Consider the following 16,755-nt stretch of genomic DNA (forward strand, 5'->3'; position numbering starts at 1 on the left):
CCGTGCTCTTTACTGAAACAAAAATGTTAGACGGCCAGTTTACGGCGGTTATACAAACCGCCCAACAAACCGGTGAGGCATCCGATGAGTAACCCGCTCAGGTGCGCGGCATTGGCGATCTGGCCGAAACCGATCAGCGAGATCAGCCCGGACATGCACACCACCAGCCACACCAGCATCATTACCAGCACGCCGCGCGGCAGGCGATATGCCGGATTCGGTGCCAGCAGCTGGAAGATCCAGCAATGCCCGAGCAAGCCGTAAAGCACGCCGGACAGCCCACCAAACAGGCTCGGGCCGCTCCAGACGAACTGCGCGTAGTTGGACACCAGACTGAACAGCAGCGTCAGGCCAATCAAGTTGATGCTGCCCTGACGCGACTCGATGCGCCGCCCCAGTTCCCAGTACCACATGCCGTTCATGGCCAGATGGAGAATGCCGAAGTGGATCAGCATCGGCGTGACCAGCCGCCACCACTGCCCTGCCGCCAGACTGTCGGCCAGCGGCGTGAAGTGGATGTACTCGCCGATCACGCGGAAATCGAGGAAGGTCAGCCAGCGCAGTGTCTCGAGGTTTTCGCCGAGAAAGGTCAGGCCAGCGACGATCAGGCTCAACAGCAGAATGAACCCAGTGGCTTTGGCGTGTTTCAGCTGTTCGCCGAAGCCTGGCCGTTTGAAGGTCTGGCCTACAGGAATATCCAGTTGCTGTTCCGGGTCGCCAGCCGGGAAGCGCTCGTACAGCGAACGCACGTCCTCGCTGATTTCCTCCGGCGCCCACAACACCTGCTCGCCCGCCTCTTCGCTGACCCGATGGGGCACTTGCATGCGCTGCAACAGTTTGACGAAACCGCTCAAATCCACCGCCAACGGCAGGCGCAATACCGCTACCGCACTCATTGCAGCACCTCCGGCCGCTCGACATCGACCCAGACGAATTTTTGCGGATCCAGGCGCGTTTCCTGGTCCAGACGATAGGCCACCAGTTTGCCGTAGAGCACCGCGCTGTAATCCAGGCACGCGAGGTTCGGGCGGATCGGCGCCGGTTTGCCGCTGCGCCAGTAATGGCCGACGAACAGCAACGGCTCGTCGACGCCATAGCGCAGCAGGGAATTCTTCTCGGTCGAAGTCAGCGGCGTCTGCGCGACAGGTTCTGGCAACGCATCGGGCTGGAAGACGATGTCGCCGTAGGTTTTCGGGTCGTCTTCCCAGAATTTGGTGCGAAAGAATGAACGCACCAGACCGTCGCCGCTGGTCATGGTCAAGCCGCCCGGCAAACGCATGTCGGTGCCGCGCAGCAAGCGGTCGAACACAGTGCAGGCAAAACTGCCCGGAACCGCCGAGGCCTGGAGGAAGTGCTCATCGACGCAGCCATTGGGAAACAACGCTCGCAACGGCTCGATCAGTCCGGCATCCCAGCAGGCGTGGACGACGCGGAAACGACCGGCATCGACGAACAGCGGCAGTTCATAGAACCATTGCTGGAAGTCATGCCAGTCGCCGGGATGGTCTTCAAATTGAGTGAGGGTTTCCTGCAACAGCCGCGCGTGGCGCTTGGTGTGTTCGCGCACGAACTGCTTGCCGCTGCCCGGTGGTGCCGGGGTGACCCAGCCGAGCGCGTTGAATTCATGGTTGCCCATGATGCACAGCGCCTGACCCGCCTCGACCATGTCGTGGACGATGTGCAGCGCCTCGCGAATGCGCGGGCCGCGGTCGATGATGTCGCCGACGAACACCGCCATGCGTGAAGGATGGCGCCAGACCCCGGCCTGCTTGTGATAACCGAGACGGTCCAGCAAGTGTTCGAGGGTCAGAGCGCATCCGTGCACGTCACCGATCAGGTCGTAACTGCGCGCGGGATCGAGCATCAGTCGCCTCCGCCCCCAGCTTGCTGCCCCAGCCAAGCTTGGTGCGGCACACCTCGTAGTAATTGTGATCGAGAGGATGAATCAGGCGCAGCTTCTGCGCTTTCTTGCTCACGGTAATGGTGTCGCCCGGTGCGCAGGTGAAATGGTTCTGGCCGTCGCAGGACACCTGCGGGTAGATCTGCATATCTTTGGACACGACGATTTTCAGCTCACTGTTGCCATCGACCACGATCGGCCGTCCCGACAAGGTATGGGGGTACATCGGCACAATCACAATAGCGTCGAGCTTGGGATGCATGATCGGCCCGCCGGCAGACAAGGCGTAGGCAGTGGAGCCGGTCGGCGTGGCGACGATCAGGCCGTCGGCCTTCTGGCTGCAGACAAACTGGCCGTCGATGTACAGCTCGAACTCGATCATCCGCGTCGATTTGCCCGGGTGCAGCACCACGTCGTTGAGCGCATCGCCCTGCCCGATGGCCTCGCCATGGCGACGCACTTCGGCTTGCAGCAGGAAGCGGTTTTCCACCAGATAGTGGCCGTCGAGCACTTCGGCGACCTTGATTTCCAGCTCGTCCGGGCGAATATCGGTGAGGAAGCCGAGGCTGCCACGGTTGATGCCCAGCACCGGAATATTGTGTTTGGCCAGCGCCCGCGCGGCGCCGAGCAGGCTGCCGTCACCACCGACGACTATGACCATGTCGCAGACTTCGCCGAGCATCTTGCGCGACGAGGTTTGCAGGCCGTGGCCGGGCAGGACTTCAGCGATGGTGTCTTCGAGGATCACATGCAGGTGACGGTCGAGCAGAAAGCGTTTCAGTCGGCGGACGGTATCCAGCACCTGGGAACTGCCCAGGCGACCGATGATGCCGATATTACGAAATTGCTCCATGGGACCTCTGCGGACAATCGAAAACGCGAAAACCCGATTATGGGCGAAAGCGCCAGATAGACAAAATCCTTTCAGCCTCAAGGGCGGGCTCAGGTTTAAGGCTATGCTCGCAAGATGATCCTCTTTCCCGACCTGTTGCAGTTGCCTCATCAATTACGCCATCCCGAAGTGCGGGACCTGGCGTGGGTCATCCTCGCACCGCCGATGCTCGCCGCCACGCCGTGGCCGCAGCGCCATCCGCTGGCCGGCAGCGATTGGGTACATGACCCGCAGCGTCTCGAACACTGGCTGCGCCAGCTCGACCACGACAGTTACGGCCTGCTGCAATGGCTGGCGCAGGCGCGCACCCGGCGTCTGGGCCTGTATTACGAGCGTCTGTGGCAGTTCGCTGTGGAGCATGCGCCGGGCATCGAATTGATCGCCGCCAACCTGCCGATCCGCCGCGCCGGGCACACCCTCGGCGAACTCGACATGCTGCTGCGTGACCGCGACGGTGTGCATCACCTGGAATTGGCGATCAAGCTCTACCTTGGCCCGCAGGCTGGCGATGGCCGCGATCCGGCGCAGTGGCTGGGGCCGGGTTGTCATGACCGGCTGGATCGCAAACTGGCGCATCTGGCCGAGCATCAATTGCCGATCTCGGCGCGCCCGGAGAGCCGCGAAGTGCTCGCCGCGCTGGATATCGAGACGTTCAGCGCGCAATTGTGGCTGGGCGGTTATCTACTCTATCCGTGGCCCGGGCAGGCCGATTCACCGCACGGCGCGCATCCGCAACATTTGCGTGGCAGTTGGCTGCATCAGAAAGACTGGCCGGCGTTTGTCGCGCAACGCCCGCCGGGCCGCTGGCAACCCCTGCCCCGCCACGCCTGGCTGGCGCCGGCGCATTATCCGGCGGATCAGGTCTGGGCGGATGAGCATCTGCGTTTGTGGCTCGAAGACCTGCCAGCGTTGGCCCCGGCGCAGTTGATGGTGCGCCTGACCGAGAATGCCCAGGGCGAATGGGAAGAGGCGGAGCGCCTGTTTCTGGTGGCGGATCTTTGGCCGAATGTCCCCGGCCAAACCTGAGATTTGTGGTGCCTGAACTGGCCCCTTCGCTGGCAAGCCAGCTCCCACAGGTTTCGCGGTGAATACAAATCCTGTGGGAGCTGGCTTGCCAGCGAAGGGGCCCACCCCGGTCTAAAGCGAAAGCCGCACCGCCAAAGCCGCCAACGTCACCAGCAACACCGGCACCGTCAGCACAATCCCGACGCGGAAGTAATAGCCCCAGCCAATGTGAATGCCCTTGCGCTCCAGCACATGCAGCCACAGCAAGGTCGCCAGACTGCCGATCGGCGTGATCTTCGGCCCCAGGTCGCTGCCGATGACGTTGGCGTAGATCATTGCTTCCTTGATCACCCCGCTGGCCTGACTGGCGTCGATCGACAGCAAGCCGATCAGTACCGTTGGCAGATTGTTCATGATCGACGACAGCAGCGCCGTCAGCACCCCGGTGCCCATCGCCGCGCCCCACACGCCGTGGCCGGCGAATACATCCAGCCACACGGCGAGGTAACTGGTGAGCCCGGCATTGCGCAAGCCATACACCACCAGGTACATGCCCAGCGAGAAAATCACGATCTGCCACGGCGCCTCTTTCATGACCTTGCGCGTGGAGATCTTGTGGCCCCGCGCGGCAATGCCCAGCAGCAGCGCGGCGCACACTGCCGAAATTGCGCTGATCGGAATGCCCAGCGGTTCGAGGGCAAAGCAGCCTATCAAGAGGATCACCAGCACCGCCCAACCGGCATAGAACGTCGCTTTGTCGTGGATCGCGGTTTGCGGATTTTCCAATTGTTCCGGGTCGTAAGCCGCTGGAATATCGCGGCGAAAGAACCACATCAACATGCCCAACGTCGCCGCCACGCTGACGAAATTGACCGGCACCATCACCGCGGCATAGCGGTTGAAGCCGATGTGGAAAAAGTCCGCCGAAACGATGTTGACCAGGTTTGACACCACCAGCGGCAGGCTCGCCGTGTCGGCAATGAACCCGGCACCCATGACAAAGGCCAGCGTCGCCGCTGGTGAGAACCGCAGCGCCAGCAGCATGGAAATCACGATGGGCGTAAGAATCAGTGCAGCACCGTCATTGGCGAATAGCGCCGAGACCAGCGCACCGAGCAGCACCATGAAGGCAAACAGCTTGCGCCCACTGCCCCGCCCCCAACGCGCCACGTGCAGCGCCGCCCAATTGAAGAAGCCAGCTTCGTCGAGCAACAGGCTGATGATGATGAGCGCTACGAAGGTGCCGGTCGCGTTCCAGATGATCTGCCAGACCAGCGGGATATCGGTGAGGTGGACGACGCCAAAGATCAACGCCAGCACAGCGCCCAGCGTTGCACTCCAGCCGACGCCGAGGCCTTTGGGTTGCCAGATGACGAGGGTGATGGTCAGCAGGAAAATCAGTGACGCAGCGAGCATTCGCAGAAGCCTTCAACTATCGAAAATGGAATGAAGATCAAAATGTGGGAGCGAGCTTGCTCGCGAAAGCGGTAGGTCAATCAGCAATTTTGCAACGGCTGACGACGCCTTCGCGAGCAAGCTCGCTCCCACAGGTTTTTGTGTACGCGGTTATTTCTTGTGTTGCTCGACGAACTGGCCGTACGCATCGATGAATTTCTGCAGGAACGGTTTCACCGAGTCGCTCAGCTTGCCCGCTTCATCAAACGCGTTGCCTGCACCGCCCAGATACGCTTCCGGCTGTTGCAGGCAGTGAATATCGAGGAAAACGAAGGTCTGGCGCAGGTGCTGGTTAGCGCCGAAACCGCCGATGGCGCCTGGGGATACGCTGATCACCGCGCCAGGCTTGCCGCTCCACGCGCTCTGGCCATAAGGGCGCGAACCGACGTCGATGGCGTTCTTCAACGGTGCCGGGATCGAACGGTTGTACTCGGGGGTAACAAACAGCACCGCGTCGGATGACGCCACTTTCTGACGGAAAGTGCTGTAGGCTGCGGGCGGAGAATCGCCGTCGATGTCTTCGTTGTACAGCGGCAGTTCACCGATTTCGACAATCTCGAGCTTGAGATTGGCCGGTGCCAGTTCGGCGAGGGCCAGTGCAACTTTGCGATTGATCGATGCTTTACGCAGGCTACCGACCACTACGGCGACGTTGTAGACATTGCTCATGGAAGACTCTCGATGGTCCGTGGGAAGAGTCGCTAGTTATAGATGATCCAGTGACGCTTTCACCAGTGGTCATTGGTTTTTCCTGCACGGGGAATATTTTTTCCCGCAGGAAAACTTACCAAGCTTGATGACGGTCTACAAAGCCGCAAATCAAGCGTTTTATCTCCAGAGGTTCTAAGCAGATGGCAGCAGTACTCGTCGGTCAGTTTCATGCAAGAGATGCGGAAGGCCGCGTTTATTCCGTGCATGAATTCCAGGAATCGAACCCGTCTGCAGACGGATCCACTGGCTCGGAGCCCATTTACAGACTGGCCATTGGCGATCGGGTCAATAAGGTCAGTGACAGCGAGTTTCTCCTGGTTCAATCAGGCATTACCCTGATCCGTGAACCTGAGCCAACCGTCGCTCAATAACCCGGCGTTATGAGCAGAAGTCATGCGAGCGGACTTGGGGTAGGATTCAGCGTCTGACCCCACCTGCTGAACATGGACTTCACGCATGCGTTTACGCCACATCGAAGTGATTCAGGCGCTCTTGCAGACCGGTCACCTGGGCACCGCCGCCGAATGGCTGCAATTGCCGGTGACCGAGGTCGAAGAGCGTTTGCGCGAAGCCGAGAGTCAGCTGGGGTTCATGCTGTTTGCCAGCGTTCGCGGGCGTTTGCAATCTACCCCCGAAGCGCGCGCCCTGCAGGTGGAAATCGCGCACGTTTATGAGGCGCTGGAGCCAGTGCAGCGGCTGGCCAGCAGCCTCAAGCAATACCTCGCACCACCCTTGCGCATCATCGGCACCCCGCCGCTGGCCCAACAATTACTGCCACAAAGCCTTGCGACCCTGCGCCGACGCTTGCCCGACGCACCTTGCAGCCTGCTCAGCGCGCCGACTCGCGACATTGTCCGCAGCCTGTTATTGCGCGAAAGCGATCTGGGCCTGAGCCTGCACGACCCCGAACACCCCGATATCCACTGCCAATCGCTGGCCCAGGGCAAGCTGCAATTGCTCGCTCCTCACGGCTGGCTGCAACCCAAGCAGAAATACATATCCCTGGCAGACCTCGCCGGTCAGGCCATGGTCGGTCTCGAAGGTCAGGACCCGCTCAGCCCGGCGCTGGAAAACAAGCTCCAGGCCTTGCGTCCGGCGCCAAGCATTCAGACCCGCGTGCAGACCCATCAGATGATGCGCAGCATGGTCGAGGCCGGCGAAGGTCTGGCCATCGTCGACCCCTTCACCGCGTTGGGCGCTCGCACCAGTGGGCTTGACGCCTGCCCGCTCTCACCGGCAGTGCCGATCAACCTCTACGCGCTGACCTTCAAACATGCCACGCCGTCGGCGGCGATTCAGGCACTGCTGGCCATCGTCACGGAACAAGCCGAGGCGATGTTGTCGAGCTGAGTGGTTTTTCCAGCGGATTGTCGAACAGGCGATACCAGAACAGGGCGACCTCGGCGGTGTGCGCATCAATGCCGCGATAGCGCAACTGGTCGATGCCGCCGATCACATAACCGCAACGCTCATACAGACGACAGGCGCCGAGGTTGTTGTTCTGGGTTTCGAGCATGATGCCCGGCAGCTTTTTCTTGCGACTCCAGAACTGCGCCACATCAAGCAACGCCTTGGCCACGCCATGGCGCCGGGCCGGGGCATGCACAGCCAGTTCATCGATGTGGGCAAAGCCGTTCCAGTTGGTGCTGATCACCAGGTGGCCGACCGGCTCGTCGTCCAGATACGCCATGAAAATCGCGCTGTCGGGCGCGTTGTGAAAGGCGCTGAACTCTTCCGGATCGATGCCATAGCACTTGCGGTACGGTACGATCGGCGTCACCGGCCACTGCTCGACCGGTTTGCCGATCGCGGCAGCACCATAGGCGGCGACCTCGAAACTGAAGTCACTGCCCCAGATATACGGCGCGAAACCTTCATCGGCGACGCGCACCGACAACCCTGGGTATTTCGGATTCATGACCGGTTGCATACTGGGAAAAGTCCTCATTCCTTGACGCAGCCGACAGTGTCGACCTTGTTGTCGCGATGGATGATCGCCAGCGTGAATTTCAACTCTTTATACATGAGGCTCAGTGTCCTGAGGCGGCGGTTTGCACCTGACCAGTGCACTCAGGGTAGTGGGTTGCAGCGAATGTGGCGAGAGTGGCAACTTGGCTCCATGTCGCCAAACGCAAAAAATCGCTGCCTTCCTGGTCCCTACTATGGAATGCAATCCCCGTAGGAGCTGCCGAAGGCTGCGATCTTTTGATCTTGATCTTCAGACCTGCGCATCAGCCTCGGCAATCTGCGTCCACAACGCCGGCGCCCCCGCCGATTTGGCGATGATCTCCAGCCGCACCAGATGCGCCGCCAGTTCTTCTTCGGTCGCACGGATGATGCGCGCCGGCTGGCGATCGACCGGCAGACGACGGATTTCCGTGGCTGAGTTGTCCGCGCCCTCGCCCGTACCATTGCCGTCGGAGGCGTTGCCGGCCAGCGACAGGCTGGTCTGGCCGCCGGTCATGGTCAGGTAGACGTCGGCAAGGATCTCCGAGTCGAGCAAGGCGCCGTGCAGTTCACGGCCGGAGTTGTCGACGCCGTAGCGCTTGCACAACGCATCGAGGCTGTTGCGCTGCCCCGGGTGACGTTCCCGGGCCATCATCAGGGTGTCGAGGATGGTGCAGTGCTGGGTGATGTCGGCGCGATCGTGCTGGCCCATCAAAGCGAATTCGTTGTTGATGAAGCCAACGTCGAACGCCGCGTTATGGATGATCAGCTGCGCGCCTTTGATGAATTCGAAAAACTCATCGGCGACTTCGGCAAAGCGCGGTTTGCCGACCAGGAATTCGTTAGTGATGCCGTGTACACCGATCGCACCCTCGTCGCTTTCGCGATCCGGTTGCAGGTACACGTGAAAGTGCCGGCCCGTCAGGCGCCGACCGATCAGTTCGACGCAACCGATTTCAATGATCCGGTGACCATCGGTCACCGGCATGCCGGTGGTTTCGGTATCGAGTACAACGGATCTGGTGGCCATCAGTGCTCAGCTCTCAACGGGTCAATCGGGCAAAGGCGCGGATGTTAACACGCTGGACTCGAACCTTGTGGAGCGAGCCTGCTCGCGAACGGCCACGCCACGATTAGAAAGCGAAATCAGCTCTGCTTGTAACCGCGAACCTCATCCACCCCACGATTGGCCAACTGGTCAGCCCGCTCGTTACCGTGATGGCCAATGTGCCCGCGCACCCACTTCCAGGTGACTTTGTGGCGATTGACCTGCTCGTCCAGCTCTTTCCACAGATCGGCATTCTTCACCGGCTCTTTCGCGGCCGTCTTCCAGCCGCGCTTCTTCCAATTGGCCATCCACTCGTTGATGCCTTTCATCACGTACTGCGAGTCGGTCACCAGCAGCACGTCGCAGGGGCGCTTGAGTGCTTCAAGGCCGCGGATCGCGCCGAGCAGTTCCATGCGGTTGTTGGTGGTGTTGGCCTCGCCGCCCCACAGCTCCTTTTCGACGCCCTTGCACACCAGCAGCGCGCCCCAGCCGCCAGGACCGGGGTTGCCCTTGCAGGCGCCGTCAGTGAACAGTTCTACGGTGTCGACGCTTTCCACGCTTTCGCTCATGCCAGTCTTTCCAGAAAAATGCCTGTCCTGCCAATCACGGATCGACAATGACCGCGGCCGGGACAAGCCCGGCCACAAATAAAAGAGGGTTTACGGTTCGATGCGGCGGCGGTTGACCTTGGCCATCGGCAGCGGAATCAGCTTGCCCATCGGCTCGCGGCGTTCCTGGCGCAATGGCCGGAGCCCCACCACGATCTTGCGCGCCACCAGTAAATAGAAGCCACCGCCGGACAGCTGCCAGTCCCCGGCCTTGCGTTCCCAGCCGGCCAGACGGTGCTGCCACGTGGGCGACGCGAGCGGCGGACGATAGCATCCGAAGCGGCGTTTCTCCAGCGCGAAGCCGAGCAGATTGAGCCAGTCGGCGACCCGCGACGGCGAGATGCAGCGCGCCTTGCGCAGGGCATCATTGGCGAAGAAATGCCGCAGGCCCCAGGTGCTCCAAGGGTTGATGCCGATGATCAGCAGATGCCCGCCGGGGCGCACGCTGCTCGCCGCTTCACGCAGCAAACCGTGGGGCGACAGGCAGAAATCCAGACCGTGCTGCATCACCACCACGTCGGCGGCATGCTCGCTCAACGGCCAGGCCTGCTCTTCGCAAACGATCTCGACGCCGGGCAACGGCGCGCCAAGACGCACGTTGCGCTGCACTTGCGACGCCGCCGGCGGGGTTTCGGCGGACGGGCCGTAATGCACCAGATAACCGCCGAAGAACCGGCCGAGCTCGTCGTCGAGCATGCGCCGCTCTTCATCCAGCAGAAATTGCCCGAGCGGCCCCGACAGCCATTCGCGGGCGGCGCTGATCAATGCCAGCCAGTCGGGATCGGCCTGAGCGAACGCTTTATCGGTCATGTCATTCTCCAACGCGCCAGGAACTACTAAGATGCGCCAATGTTTTCCGCTTGGCGAATTCCGACGATGATACAGATCAGTGCCCTGCCCGCGTTCACCGACAACTACATCTGGTTGTTACAGGATCATCAGACCCAGCGCTGCGCGGTGGTCGATCCGGGCGATGCCGCCCCGGTGCAGGCGTGGCTCGAGGCCCATCCGGGCTGGGTGCTCAGCGATATTCTGATCACCCACCATCACCATGACCACGTCGGCGGTGTCGAGCGCCTGAAAGCGGCGACCGGCGCCAAGGTCTACGGCCCGGCCAGCGAAAGCATCCCGGCGCGCGACGTAGCGCTGAAAGACAACGACAGGGTCAGCGTGCTCGGCTGGGACTTCGCAGTCTACGCGGTGCCCGGTCACACTTTGGGACATATTGCTTATTACCACCATGGCCTGCTGTTCTGCGGCGATACCCTGTTCGCCGCCGGTTGCGGCCGGCTGTTCGAAGGCACGCCCGAGCAGATGTACCACTCGCTCAGCCGACTGGCGACCCTGCCGGAAGATACCCTGGTCTACTGCACCCATGAATACACCTTGAGCAATCTGAAGTTTGCCGCCGCCGTCGAGCCTGGCAATCGGCATGTTGCCGCCCGTCTGGAAAAGGTCACTCAGCAACGGCAGAACGGCGTGATGACCCTGCCGTCGACGCTGGCTCTGGAAAAGCTCACCAATCCGTTTTTACGCACTTCTGAAACATTGGTTACACAAAAAGTGGACGAACGGGAAGGCGCTCAAAACCGGGCGCCGAGTGAGGTTTTTGCGGCTCTGCGGGCATGGAAAGACACGTTCTGACGACCGCGTCGGCGGGGGCAAAAATTCTCAATGGTTGACCGCAGGGGGTGCGCTTTCTAGAATCGCCCGACATTTTTGCCCGGAACTTACTTCCAGCCAATGTCGTCATCCATACGTAAGTCCGTCAATTCAGATGCTTTGACCCGCCTGGCGCAAGCCATCGCGGTGGCTGTGTCCGCCACGCTGGCGGGTTGCTCCAGCCACGCTCCGCAGACTGAAGCGACGCACACGCCGAACATTGCTGCGCGAGCCAAGCAGAAGCCGATCTGGCTGACCGAGAAGCCCACTCCCGTGGCGCCCCAGGACATCTGGGAACGCATGCGCCAGGGCTTTCAGTTGCAGGAAGGCCTTGGCGTCAATCCGCGCATCGAGCAACAACGCCTGTGGTTCGCCAGTAATCCCTCTTTTCTCGAGAATGCCGGCGAACGCGGCAGTCTCTACATTCATTACATCGTCGAACGCCTCGAAGAACGCAACATGCCGCTCGAACTGGCCCTGCTGCCAGTGATCGAGAGCGCCTACAACCCGATGGCGTATTCCCGCGCCGATGCGGTGGGCCTGTGGCAATTCATTCCGTCCACCGGGCGTTACTTCAATCTGCGCCAGACCCGCTTCTACGACGGTCGTCGCGACATCACCGCCTCGACCACGGCAGCGATGGATTACCTGACTCGCCTGCACGACATGTTCAACGGCGACTGGCTGCTGGCTCTGGCGGCCTACAACGCCGGTGAAGGTACGGTCAGCCGGGCGATCGAGCGCAACGAAAAGCTCGGCCTGCCTACCGACTACTGGAACCTGCCGCTGCCGGCGGAAACCCAGGCCTATGTGCCGAAACTGCTGGCACTGTCGCAAGTGGTGCTGGCGCCGGAAGCCTACGGCGTCAACCTCAACCCGATCGCCAACGAACCGTACTTTCAGGTCGTCGAAATCAACCAGCGCATGGACCTGTCCAAGGTCGCTGCGGTGGCCAACATCGATGAAGACGAACTGTTCCAGCTCAACCCGGCGTTCAAACAGCGCACCACCATCGACGGCCCGCAGCATTTGCTGGTGCCGACGTCCAAGGCACAACTGCTGACCGCGAGTCTGCAGACCATGCGCCCGGACGAGCTGATCAGCCCGCGCTCGCTGAAACCGGTGTTCGAAGGAGCCGATCCGTCGGAAGTGGCGCAGCTCAAGCGTGCCTATCGGGTCAAACGTGGCGACAACCTCGGCTCCATCGCCAAGGCCAACAAGGTCGAAATCAAGGATCTGCAGCGCTGGAACAAGCTGACCGGCAAGAACCTCAAGGTCGGTCAGACCCTGGTCATGCAGGACAACACCAAGCGCGCCCCGGCGCGTAAATCCGGCCGGGTCAACACCGTGGTCGCGGCGAATACCAAGACCAAAAGCAAGGACGAGAGCAAGCAGCAGACTCAGTACAAGGTCAAGCGCGGCGACACCCTGTACGTGGTGGCCAAGCGCTTCAACGTTGAGATGCAGCATCTCAAGCGCTGGAACCCGGGTGCGGGCAAGGCACTCAAGCCTGGGCAAATGCTCACGGTTTATCAGCCGCACTGATGAAGAGCCCCTGAGTTTTCAGGGGCTTTTTATTGCCGATTGCTTTGTGCCAGGCGGGAACACTGTGGCGAGGGGATTTATCCCCGCTGGGCGCGCAGCGGCCCCGTTTTTTCTGCATCTTGAAGAAGGGGGACTGCTGCGCAGTCCAGCGGGGATAAATCCCCTCGCCACAGATAACCCCCCACCACAGAAACAAATTGGCGCAACATCGTGTACCGATTAACCCGGCATTAACCCGCATCTTTTTCCTGTCCAGACAAGCTGTTACTGTACGGCCCACAAAGCCCAAGCCGCTGGATCGGATCTGACTTGAAGCGTGCCCTCTCCCTGCTCCTGATCAGCCTGGCCTTGAGCTCACCCGCAAGCGCGACGATTACCGAAAGTCATGGTTATGCGCAGTTCGGCACGCTCAAGTACCCGGCCAGATTTACCCACTTCGACTGGGTCAACCCGCAAGCGCCCAAGGGCGGTACGTTGCGGGTGATGGCGTTCGGCACCTTCGATACGGTCAATCCGTACACCTTCAAGGGCACCAGCCCGGTCACCACAGCCAATTTTCTTCAGTACGGCATCAACGAGTTGAACGAGCCGCTGATGGTCGGTACCGGGCAATATTCGCCGTCCGGCGACGAGCCGGCGTCGAGCTATGGTTTGATCGCACAATCGGTGGAGTACAGCGAAGATCGCAGCTGGGTCGTCTTCAATCTGCGTCCCGAAGCACGATTTCACGACGGCACGCCGATCACAGCCTACGACGTAGCGTTCTCCTATCGAACGCTGCTCAAGGACGGTCATCCGCTGTATCGCACGGCCCTGCAGGAAGTGCTGCGGGTCGACATCCTCAACAAACAGCGCATCCGTTTCGTGCTCAAGCGCTCGGGCAACCCGCTGTTGATCCTGCGCCTGGGCGAGCTGCCAGTGCTGCCGCAGCATTACTGGAAAGACCGCGACTTCAAGGCTACAACCTTTGAGCCGCCGCTGGGCAGCGGGCCGTACCGCATCACGTCAGTCACGCCGGGGCGGCAGCTGATTTTCGAACGGGTCAAGGATTACTGGGGCAAGGACCTGCCGGTCAATCGCGGCAAGTACAATTTCGATCGCATGGAAGTCGAGTTCTACCGCGACAGCGATGTGGCCTTCGAAGCGTTCAAGGCCGGTGAGTTCGACATCTACATCGAGCATCAGGCGAAGAACTGGGTCAATGGTTACAACTTCCCCGCCGTACGGCGTGGCGATGTCATCAAGGCGCAGATCCCGCATCAGATCCCGACCCAGACTCAGGGCCTGTTCATGAACACCCGCCGCGCGACGTTCTCGGACGTAAAGACTCGCGAGGCGCTGGGCCTGATGTTCGACTTCGAATGGACCAACCGCGCGTTGTTCAGTGATGCGTATCAACGCACCACCAGTTACTACCCCAACAGCGAATTCACCGCCTCGGGTCTGCCGGTCGGGCATGAATGGCTGATGCTCAAGCCGTACAAGGATCAGCTCCCGGCCAGGCTGTTCACCGAGCCGTTCACCCTGCCGAAAACCGACGGCCGTGGCATTCCGCGCGAGACCATGCGCAAGGCCCTCGCCCTGCTTGCCGAAGCCGGCTGGAAACTCCACGGCCAGCGCTTGCAGAACGCTGATGGCCAACCGCTGCGCTTCGAACTGCTGCTGGTCAATCCGAGCCTGGAGCGTCTTTATCAGCCGTACATCGAGAACCTCAACAGCATCGGCATCGACGCGCGCCTGCGCACCGTCGATCGTGCGCAATACAAGCAGCGCCTCGATCAATTCGATTTCGACATGATCTCGATGACCCTGGGCCAGACCTTAAGCCCGGGCCTTGAGCAGTGGCAGTATTTCCACTCCAGCCAGGTGAACGTCAAGGGCAGCAAGAATTACGCGGGCATCGCCAATCCCGTGGTCGATCACCTGCTCGAACAGTTGCTCGCCGCGCGCACCCGCGACGAGCAGGTCGCCGCCGGCAAGGCACTCGACCGCGTGCTGCTCTGGCAGCACTACAGCATTCCCAACTGGTACCTCAATTATCACCGTCTGGCCTACCGCAACCGGTTGGCCTTTGTCACCACGCCGCCCTACACCCTGGGCCTGAGCGCATGGTGGCTGAAGTCTTCGGAGAAAGATCGATGAACGCTGTTCGCACCCTGCTCGTGCAGGCCGGCGGCTTGCTGTTCGCCGGGCTGGCCTGGGCCGCCCCGCAACACGCCGTGACCCTGTACAACGAGCCGCCGAAATACCCGGCCGACTTCAAGCATTTCGACTACGTGAATCCCGATGCGCCCAAGGGCGGCGTGTTTCGTCAGGCCGGGTTCGGTGGCTTCGACAGCCTCAACCCGTTCATCAACAAAGGCGTGCCGGCCGATGACATCGGCCAGATCTACGACACCCTGACCAAACACAGCCTCGACGAGCCGTTTACCGAATACGGCCTGATCGCCAGCAAAATCGAAAAAGCCGACGACAACAGTTGGGTGCGTTTCTACCTGCGCCCCGAGGCCCGCTTTCACGACGGCCACCCGGTGCGCGCCGAAGACGTGGTGTTCAGCTTCGAGACGTTGACCAAGGAAGGCTCGCCGATGTTTCGCGGCTACTACAACGACGTCGCCGAAGCCATCGCCGAAGACCCGTTGAAAGTCTTGTTCAAGTTCAAGCACAGCAACAACCGCGAGCTGCCGCTGATCCTCGGCCAGTTGCCGGTCCTGCCAAAACACTGGTGGGCCAGCCGCGACTTCAACAAGGGCAATCTGGAAATCCCATTGGGCAGCGGCCCGTACAAGGTCACCGAAGTGAAGGCCGGCCGTTCGGTACGTTACGAACGGGTCAAGGATTACTGGGGCAAGGACTTGCCGGTCAACCGTGGCTTCTACAACTTCGACACGATGACCACCGACTATTACCGCGACAACACCGTCGCCCTCGAAGCGCTGAAAGCCGGGCAGTTCGACTACTGGCTGGAGATGACTGCGAAGAACTGGGCCAGCGCCTATAACGTTCCGGCGGTCACCGAGGGCCGTTTGATCAAGGAACTGATCCCCAACAGCAACCCGACCGGCATGCAGGGCTTCGTCTTCAACCTGCGCCGCCCGGTGTTCCAGGATGTGCGCGTGCGTCAGGCGCTGGGGCTGCTGTTCGATTTCGAATGGACCAACAAGCAGTTGTTCAACGGCGCTTACGTGCGCACTCGCAGCTACTTCGAGAACTCGGAAATGGCCGCCACCGGCCTGCCCGACGCCGAGCAACGGAAGATCCTCGAACCGTTCCGCAGCAAACTGCCGGCCCAAGTATTCAGCGAAGCCTTCGAAAATCCCAAGACCGACACCAGCGGCATGATCCGCAACCAGCAGCGCGAGGCATATCAACTGCTGCAAGAGGCCGGCTGGAAGATTGTCGATGACAAAATGGTCGACGCCACCGGCAAACCGGTGGTGATCGAATTCCTCCTCGCCCAGACCGAATTCGAACGCGTGCTGCTGCCATTCAAGCGCAACCTCAGCGACCTCGGCATTGATCTGGTGATCCGCCGCGTTGACGTCTCGCAGTACATCAACCGCGTGCGTTCGCGGGACTTCGACATGATGGTCGGCAGCTTCCCGCAGTCCAACTCGCCGGGCAACGAACAGCGCGAGTACTGGATGAGCGCCGCCGCCGACAAGCCGAGCAGTCGCAACAGCATGGGCCTGAAAGACCCGACCGTCGACCAACTGGTGGAAAGCCTGATCAACGCCGACTCGCGCAAAAGTCTGGTGGCCCACGCTCGCGCCTTGGACCGGGTGCTGCAATGGGGCTACTACGTGGTGCCGAACTGGCACATCAAGAGCTGGCGCGTGGCCTACTGGAACCACATCGGCCACCCGAAAACCTCGCCCAAGTACGACATCGGCATCAACACCTGGTGGGTCAAGCCTGACGCCAAGCCTGCCGTAGAAGTCGAAACCCAACTGCAAGCCGACCCTGCGGGCACGGAGTAATC

Annotated in this window: 16 protein-coding genes; 7 read left to right on the forward strand and 9 right to left on the reverse strand. The window is 61.0% G+C overall.

What is annotated here, in order from left to right; genetic code table 11:
* Positions 1 to 26: 26 nt before the first annotated feature.
* From ACZZZ4_RS25220 to ACZZZ4_RS25230, 3 genes are read right to left on the reverse strand one after another with little or no spacing between them, the layout of a single operon-like run.
* Complete coding sequence (locus ACZZZ4_RS25220) at positions 27 to 896, reverse strand: rhomboid family intramembrane serine protease (RefSeq protein WP_415762121.1); 870 nt, start codon at positions 894 to 896, stop codon at positions 27 to 29.
* Positions 893 to 1,864, reverse strand: a complete 972-nt coding sequence (locus ACZZZ4_RS25225) for a metallophosphoesterase (RefSeq protein ID WP_415762120.1) — start codon at positions 1,862 to 1,864, stop codon at positions 893 to 895. The genes ACZZZ4_RS25220 and ACZZZ4_RS25225 overlap by 4 nt, the downstream gene beginning before the upstream one ends.
* On the reverse strand, positions 1,827 to 2,753 hold the full coding sequence (locus tag ACZZZ4_RS25230) for an NAD(+) kinase (protein WP_463538392.1): 927 nt from the start codon (positions 2,751 to 2,753) through the stop codon (positions 1,827 to 1,829). Before ACZZZ4_RS25230 ends, ACZZZ4_RS25225 begins: the two co-directional genes overlap by 38 nt.
* Before the next feature lie 114 nt (positions 2,754 to 2,867).
* Between ACZZZ4_RS25230 and ACZZZ4_RS25235 the strand changes: the two genes are divergently transcribed.
* Positions 2,868 to 3,818: a DUF1853 family protein gene (locus tag ACZZZ4_RS25235; RefSeq protein WP_463538393.1), complete on the forward strand. Its 951-nt coding sequence runs from the start codon at positions 2,868 to 2,870 to the stop codon at positions 3,816 to 3,818.
* Between the two features lie 111 nt (positions 3,819 to 3,929).
* Here ACZZZ4_RS25235 and ACZZZ4_RS25240 read toward each other — a convergent pair whose 3' ends face one another.
* Together ACZZZ4_RS25240 and ACZZZ4_RS25245 are read right to left on the reverse strand one after the other, a co-directional pair.
* The gene (locus ACZZZ4_RS25240; RefSeq protein WP_463549091.1) at positions 3,930 to 5,213 is read right to left on the reverse strand and encodes an arsenic transporter; all 1,284 of its coding nucleotides are present in this window, start codon (positions 5,211 to 5,213) and stop codon (positions 3,930 to 3,932) included.
* Between the two features lie 150 nt (positions 5,214 to 5,363).
* A complete protein-coding gene (locus tag ACZZZ4_RS25245; protein WP_039763234.1) occupies positions 5,364 to 5,921 on the reverse strand; it encodes an NADPH-dependent FMN reductase in 558 nt (185 codons plus the stop codon).
* Positions 5,922 to 6,103: 182 nt separating this feature from the next.
* On the opposite strand from ACZZZ4_RS25245, the gene ACZZZ4_RS25250 reads away from it, so the two are divergent.
* Together ACZZZ4_RS25250 and ACZZZ4_RS25255 are read left to right on the forward strand one after the other, a co-directional pair.
* On the forward strand, positions 6,104 to 6,334 hold the full coding sequence (locus ACZZZ4_RS25250) for a hypothetical protein (protein ID WP_016774209.1): 231 nt from the start codon (positions 6,104 to 6,106) through the stop codon (positions 6,332 to 6,334).
* A gap of 85 nt (positions 6,335 to 6,419) precedes the next feature.
* Complete coding sequence (locus tag ACZZZ4_RS25255) at positions 6,420 to 7,313, forward strand: LysR substrate-binding domain-containing protein (RefSeq protein ID WP_130000049.1); 894 nt, start codon at positions 6,420 to 6,422, stop codon at positions 7,311 to 7,313.
* Here ACZZZ4_RS25255 and ACZZZ4_RS25260 read toward each other — a convergent pair.
* From ACZZZ4_RS25260 to ACZZZ4_RS25275, 4 genes are all read right to left on the reverse strand, one after another.
* The gene (locus ACZZZ4_RS25260; RefSeq protein WP_039763237.1) at positions 7,279 to 7,893 is read right to left on the reverse strand and encodes a GNAT family N-acetyltransferase; all 615 of its coding nucleotides are present in this window, start codon (positions 7,891 to 7,893) and stop codon (positions 7,279 to 7,281) included. The two genes, ACZZZ4_RS25255 and ACZZZ4_RS25260, sit on opposite strands and share 35 nt — an antisense overlap.
* Before the next feature lie 288 nt (positions 7,894 to 8,181).
* The gene (gene dnaQ / locus ACZZZ4_RS25265) at positions 8,182 to 8,940 is read right to left on the reverse strand and encodes a DNA polymerase III subunit epsilon (protein ID WP_039763238.1); all 759 of its coding nucleotides are present in this window, start codon (positions 8,938 to 8,940) and stop codon (positions 8,182 to 8,184) included.
* Positions 8,941 to 9,056: 116 nt separating this feature from the next.
* Positions 9,057 to 9,527 (reverse strand): ribonuclease HI, encoded by a 471-nt coding sequence (rnhA, locus tag ACZZZ4_RS25270; RefSeq protein WP_123441684.1) that lies wholly within the window; start codon positions 9,525 to 9,527, stop codon positions 9,057 to 9,059.
* Between the two features lie 90 nt (positions 9,528 to 9,617).
* Positions 9,618 to 10,376, reverse strand: a complete 759-nt coding sequence (locus ACZZZ4_RS25275) for a class I SAM-dependent methyltransferase (protein ID WP_463549092.1) — start codon at positions 10,374 to 10,376, stop codon at positions 9,618 to 9,620.
* A 66-nt stretch (positions 10,377 to 10,442) separates the two neighbouring features.
* On the opposite strand from ACZZZ4_RS25275, the gene gloB reads away from it, so the two are divergent.
* The 4 genes from gloB to ACZZZ4_RS25295 all read left to right on the forward strand — a co-directional run bounded on the left by gloB (position 10,443) and on the right by ACZZZ4_RS25295 (position 16,753).
* Entirely contained in the window at positions 10,443 to 11,210 is a 768-nt protein-coding gene (gloB, locus tag ACZZZ4_RS25280) for a hydroxyacylglutathione hydrolase (protein WP_130000050.1), read from the forward strand.
* A gap of 99 nt (positions 11,211 to 11,309) precedes the next feature.
* Positions 11,310 to 12,773 carry a transglycosylase SLT domain-containing protein gene (locus ACZZZ4_RS25285; RefSeq protein ID WP_463549093.1) on the forward strand — a complete coding sequence of 488 codons (1,464 nt, stop codon included), beginning with the start codon at positions 11,310 to 11,312 and terminating at the stop codon, positions 12,771 to 12,773.
* 309 nt (positions 12,774 to 13,082) lie between these two features.
* Positions 13,083 to 14,915: an extracellular solute-binding protein gene (locus ACZZZ4_RS25290; RefSeq protein WP_310409480.1), complete on the forward strand. Its 1,833-nt coding sequence runs from the start codon at positions 13,083 to 13,085 to the stop codon at positions 14,913 to 14,915.
* Positions 14,912 to 16,753 (forward strand): extracellular solute-binding protein, encoded by a 1,842-nt coding sequence (locus ACZZZ4_RS25295; protein ID WP_463549094.1) that lies wholly within the window; start codon positions 14,912 to 14,914, stop codon positions 16,751 to 16,753. Before ACZZZ4_RS25290 ends, ACZZZ4_RS25295 begins: the two co-directional genes overlap by 4 nt.
* The last annotated feature ends 2 nt before the right edge of the window (positions 16,754 to 16,755 follow it).

The organism is Pseudomonas sp. AC252, assembly GCF_979258105.1.

What these genes read in the sequence shown, in the direction of transcription:
- ACZZZ4_RS25220 (WP_415762121.1), bottom strand. Translation starts at nt 896, where the DNA reads ATGAGTGCGGTAGCGGTATTGCGCCTGCCGTTGGCGGTGGATTTGAGC.
- ACZZZ4_RS25225 (WP_415762120.1), bottom strand. Translation starts at nt 1,864, where the DNA reads ATGCTCGATCCCGCGCGCAGTTACGACCTGATCGGTGACGTGCACGGA.
- ACZZZ4_RS25230 (WP_463538392.1), bottom strand. Translation starts at nt 2,753, where the DNA reads ATGGAGCAATTTCGTAATATCGGCATCATCGGTCGCCTGGGCAGTTCC.
- ACZZZ4_RS25235 (WP_463538393.1), top strand. Translation starts at nt 2,868, where the DNA reads ATGATCCTCTTTCCCGACCTGTTGCAGTTGCCTCATCAATTACGCCAT.
- ACZZZ4_RS25240 (WP_463549091.1), bottom strand. Translation starts at nt 5,213, where the DNA reads ATGCTCGCTGCGTCACTGATTTTCCTGCTGACCATCACCCTCGTCATC.
- ACZZZ4_RS25245 (WP_039763234.1), bottom strand. Translation starts at nt 5,921, where the DNA reads ATGAGCAATGTCTACAACGTCGCCGTAGTGGTCGGTAGCCTGCGTAAA.
- ACZZZ4_RS25250 (WP_016774209.1), top strand. Translation starts at nt 6,104, where the DNA reads ATGGCAGCAGTACTCGTCGGTCAGTTTCATGCAAGAGATGCGGAAGGC.
- ACZZZ4_RS25255 (WP_130000049.1), top strand. Translation starts at nt 6,420, where the DNA reads ATGCGTTTACGCCACATCGAAGTGATTCAGGCGCTCTTGCAGACCGGT.
- ACZZZ4_RS25260 (WP_039763237.1), bottom strand. Translation starts at nt 7,893, where the DNA reads ATGCAACCGGTCATGAATCCGAAATACCCAGGGTTGTCGGTGCGCGTC.
- dnaQ (WP_039763238.1), bottom strand. Translation starts at nt 8,940, where the DNA reads ATGGCCACCAGATCCGTTGTACTCGATACCGAAACCACCGGCATGCCG.
- rnhA (WP_123441684.1), bottom strand. Translation starts at nt 9,527, where the DNA reads ATGAGCGAAAGCGTGGAAAGCGTCGACACCGTAGAACTGTTCACTGAC.
- ACZZZ4_RS25275 (WP_463549092.1), bottom strand. Translation starts at nt 10,376, where the DNA reads ATGACCGATAAAGCGTTCGCTCAGGCCGATCCCGACTGGCTGGCATTG.
- gloB (WP_130000050.1), top strand. Translation starts at nt 10,443, where the DNA reads ATGATACAGATCAGTGCCCTGCCCGCGTTCACCGACAACTACATCTGG.
- ACZZZ4_RS25285 (WP_463549093.1), top strand. Translation starts at nt 11,310, where the DNA reads ATGTCGTCATCCATACGTAAGTCCGTCAATTCAGATGCTTTGACCCGC.
- ACZZZ4_RS25295 (WP_463549094.1), top strand. Translation starts at nt 14,912, where the DNA reads ATGAACGCTGTTCGCACCCTGCTCGTGCAGGCCGGCGGCTTGCTGTTC.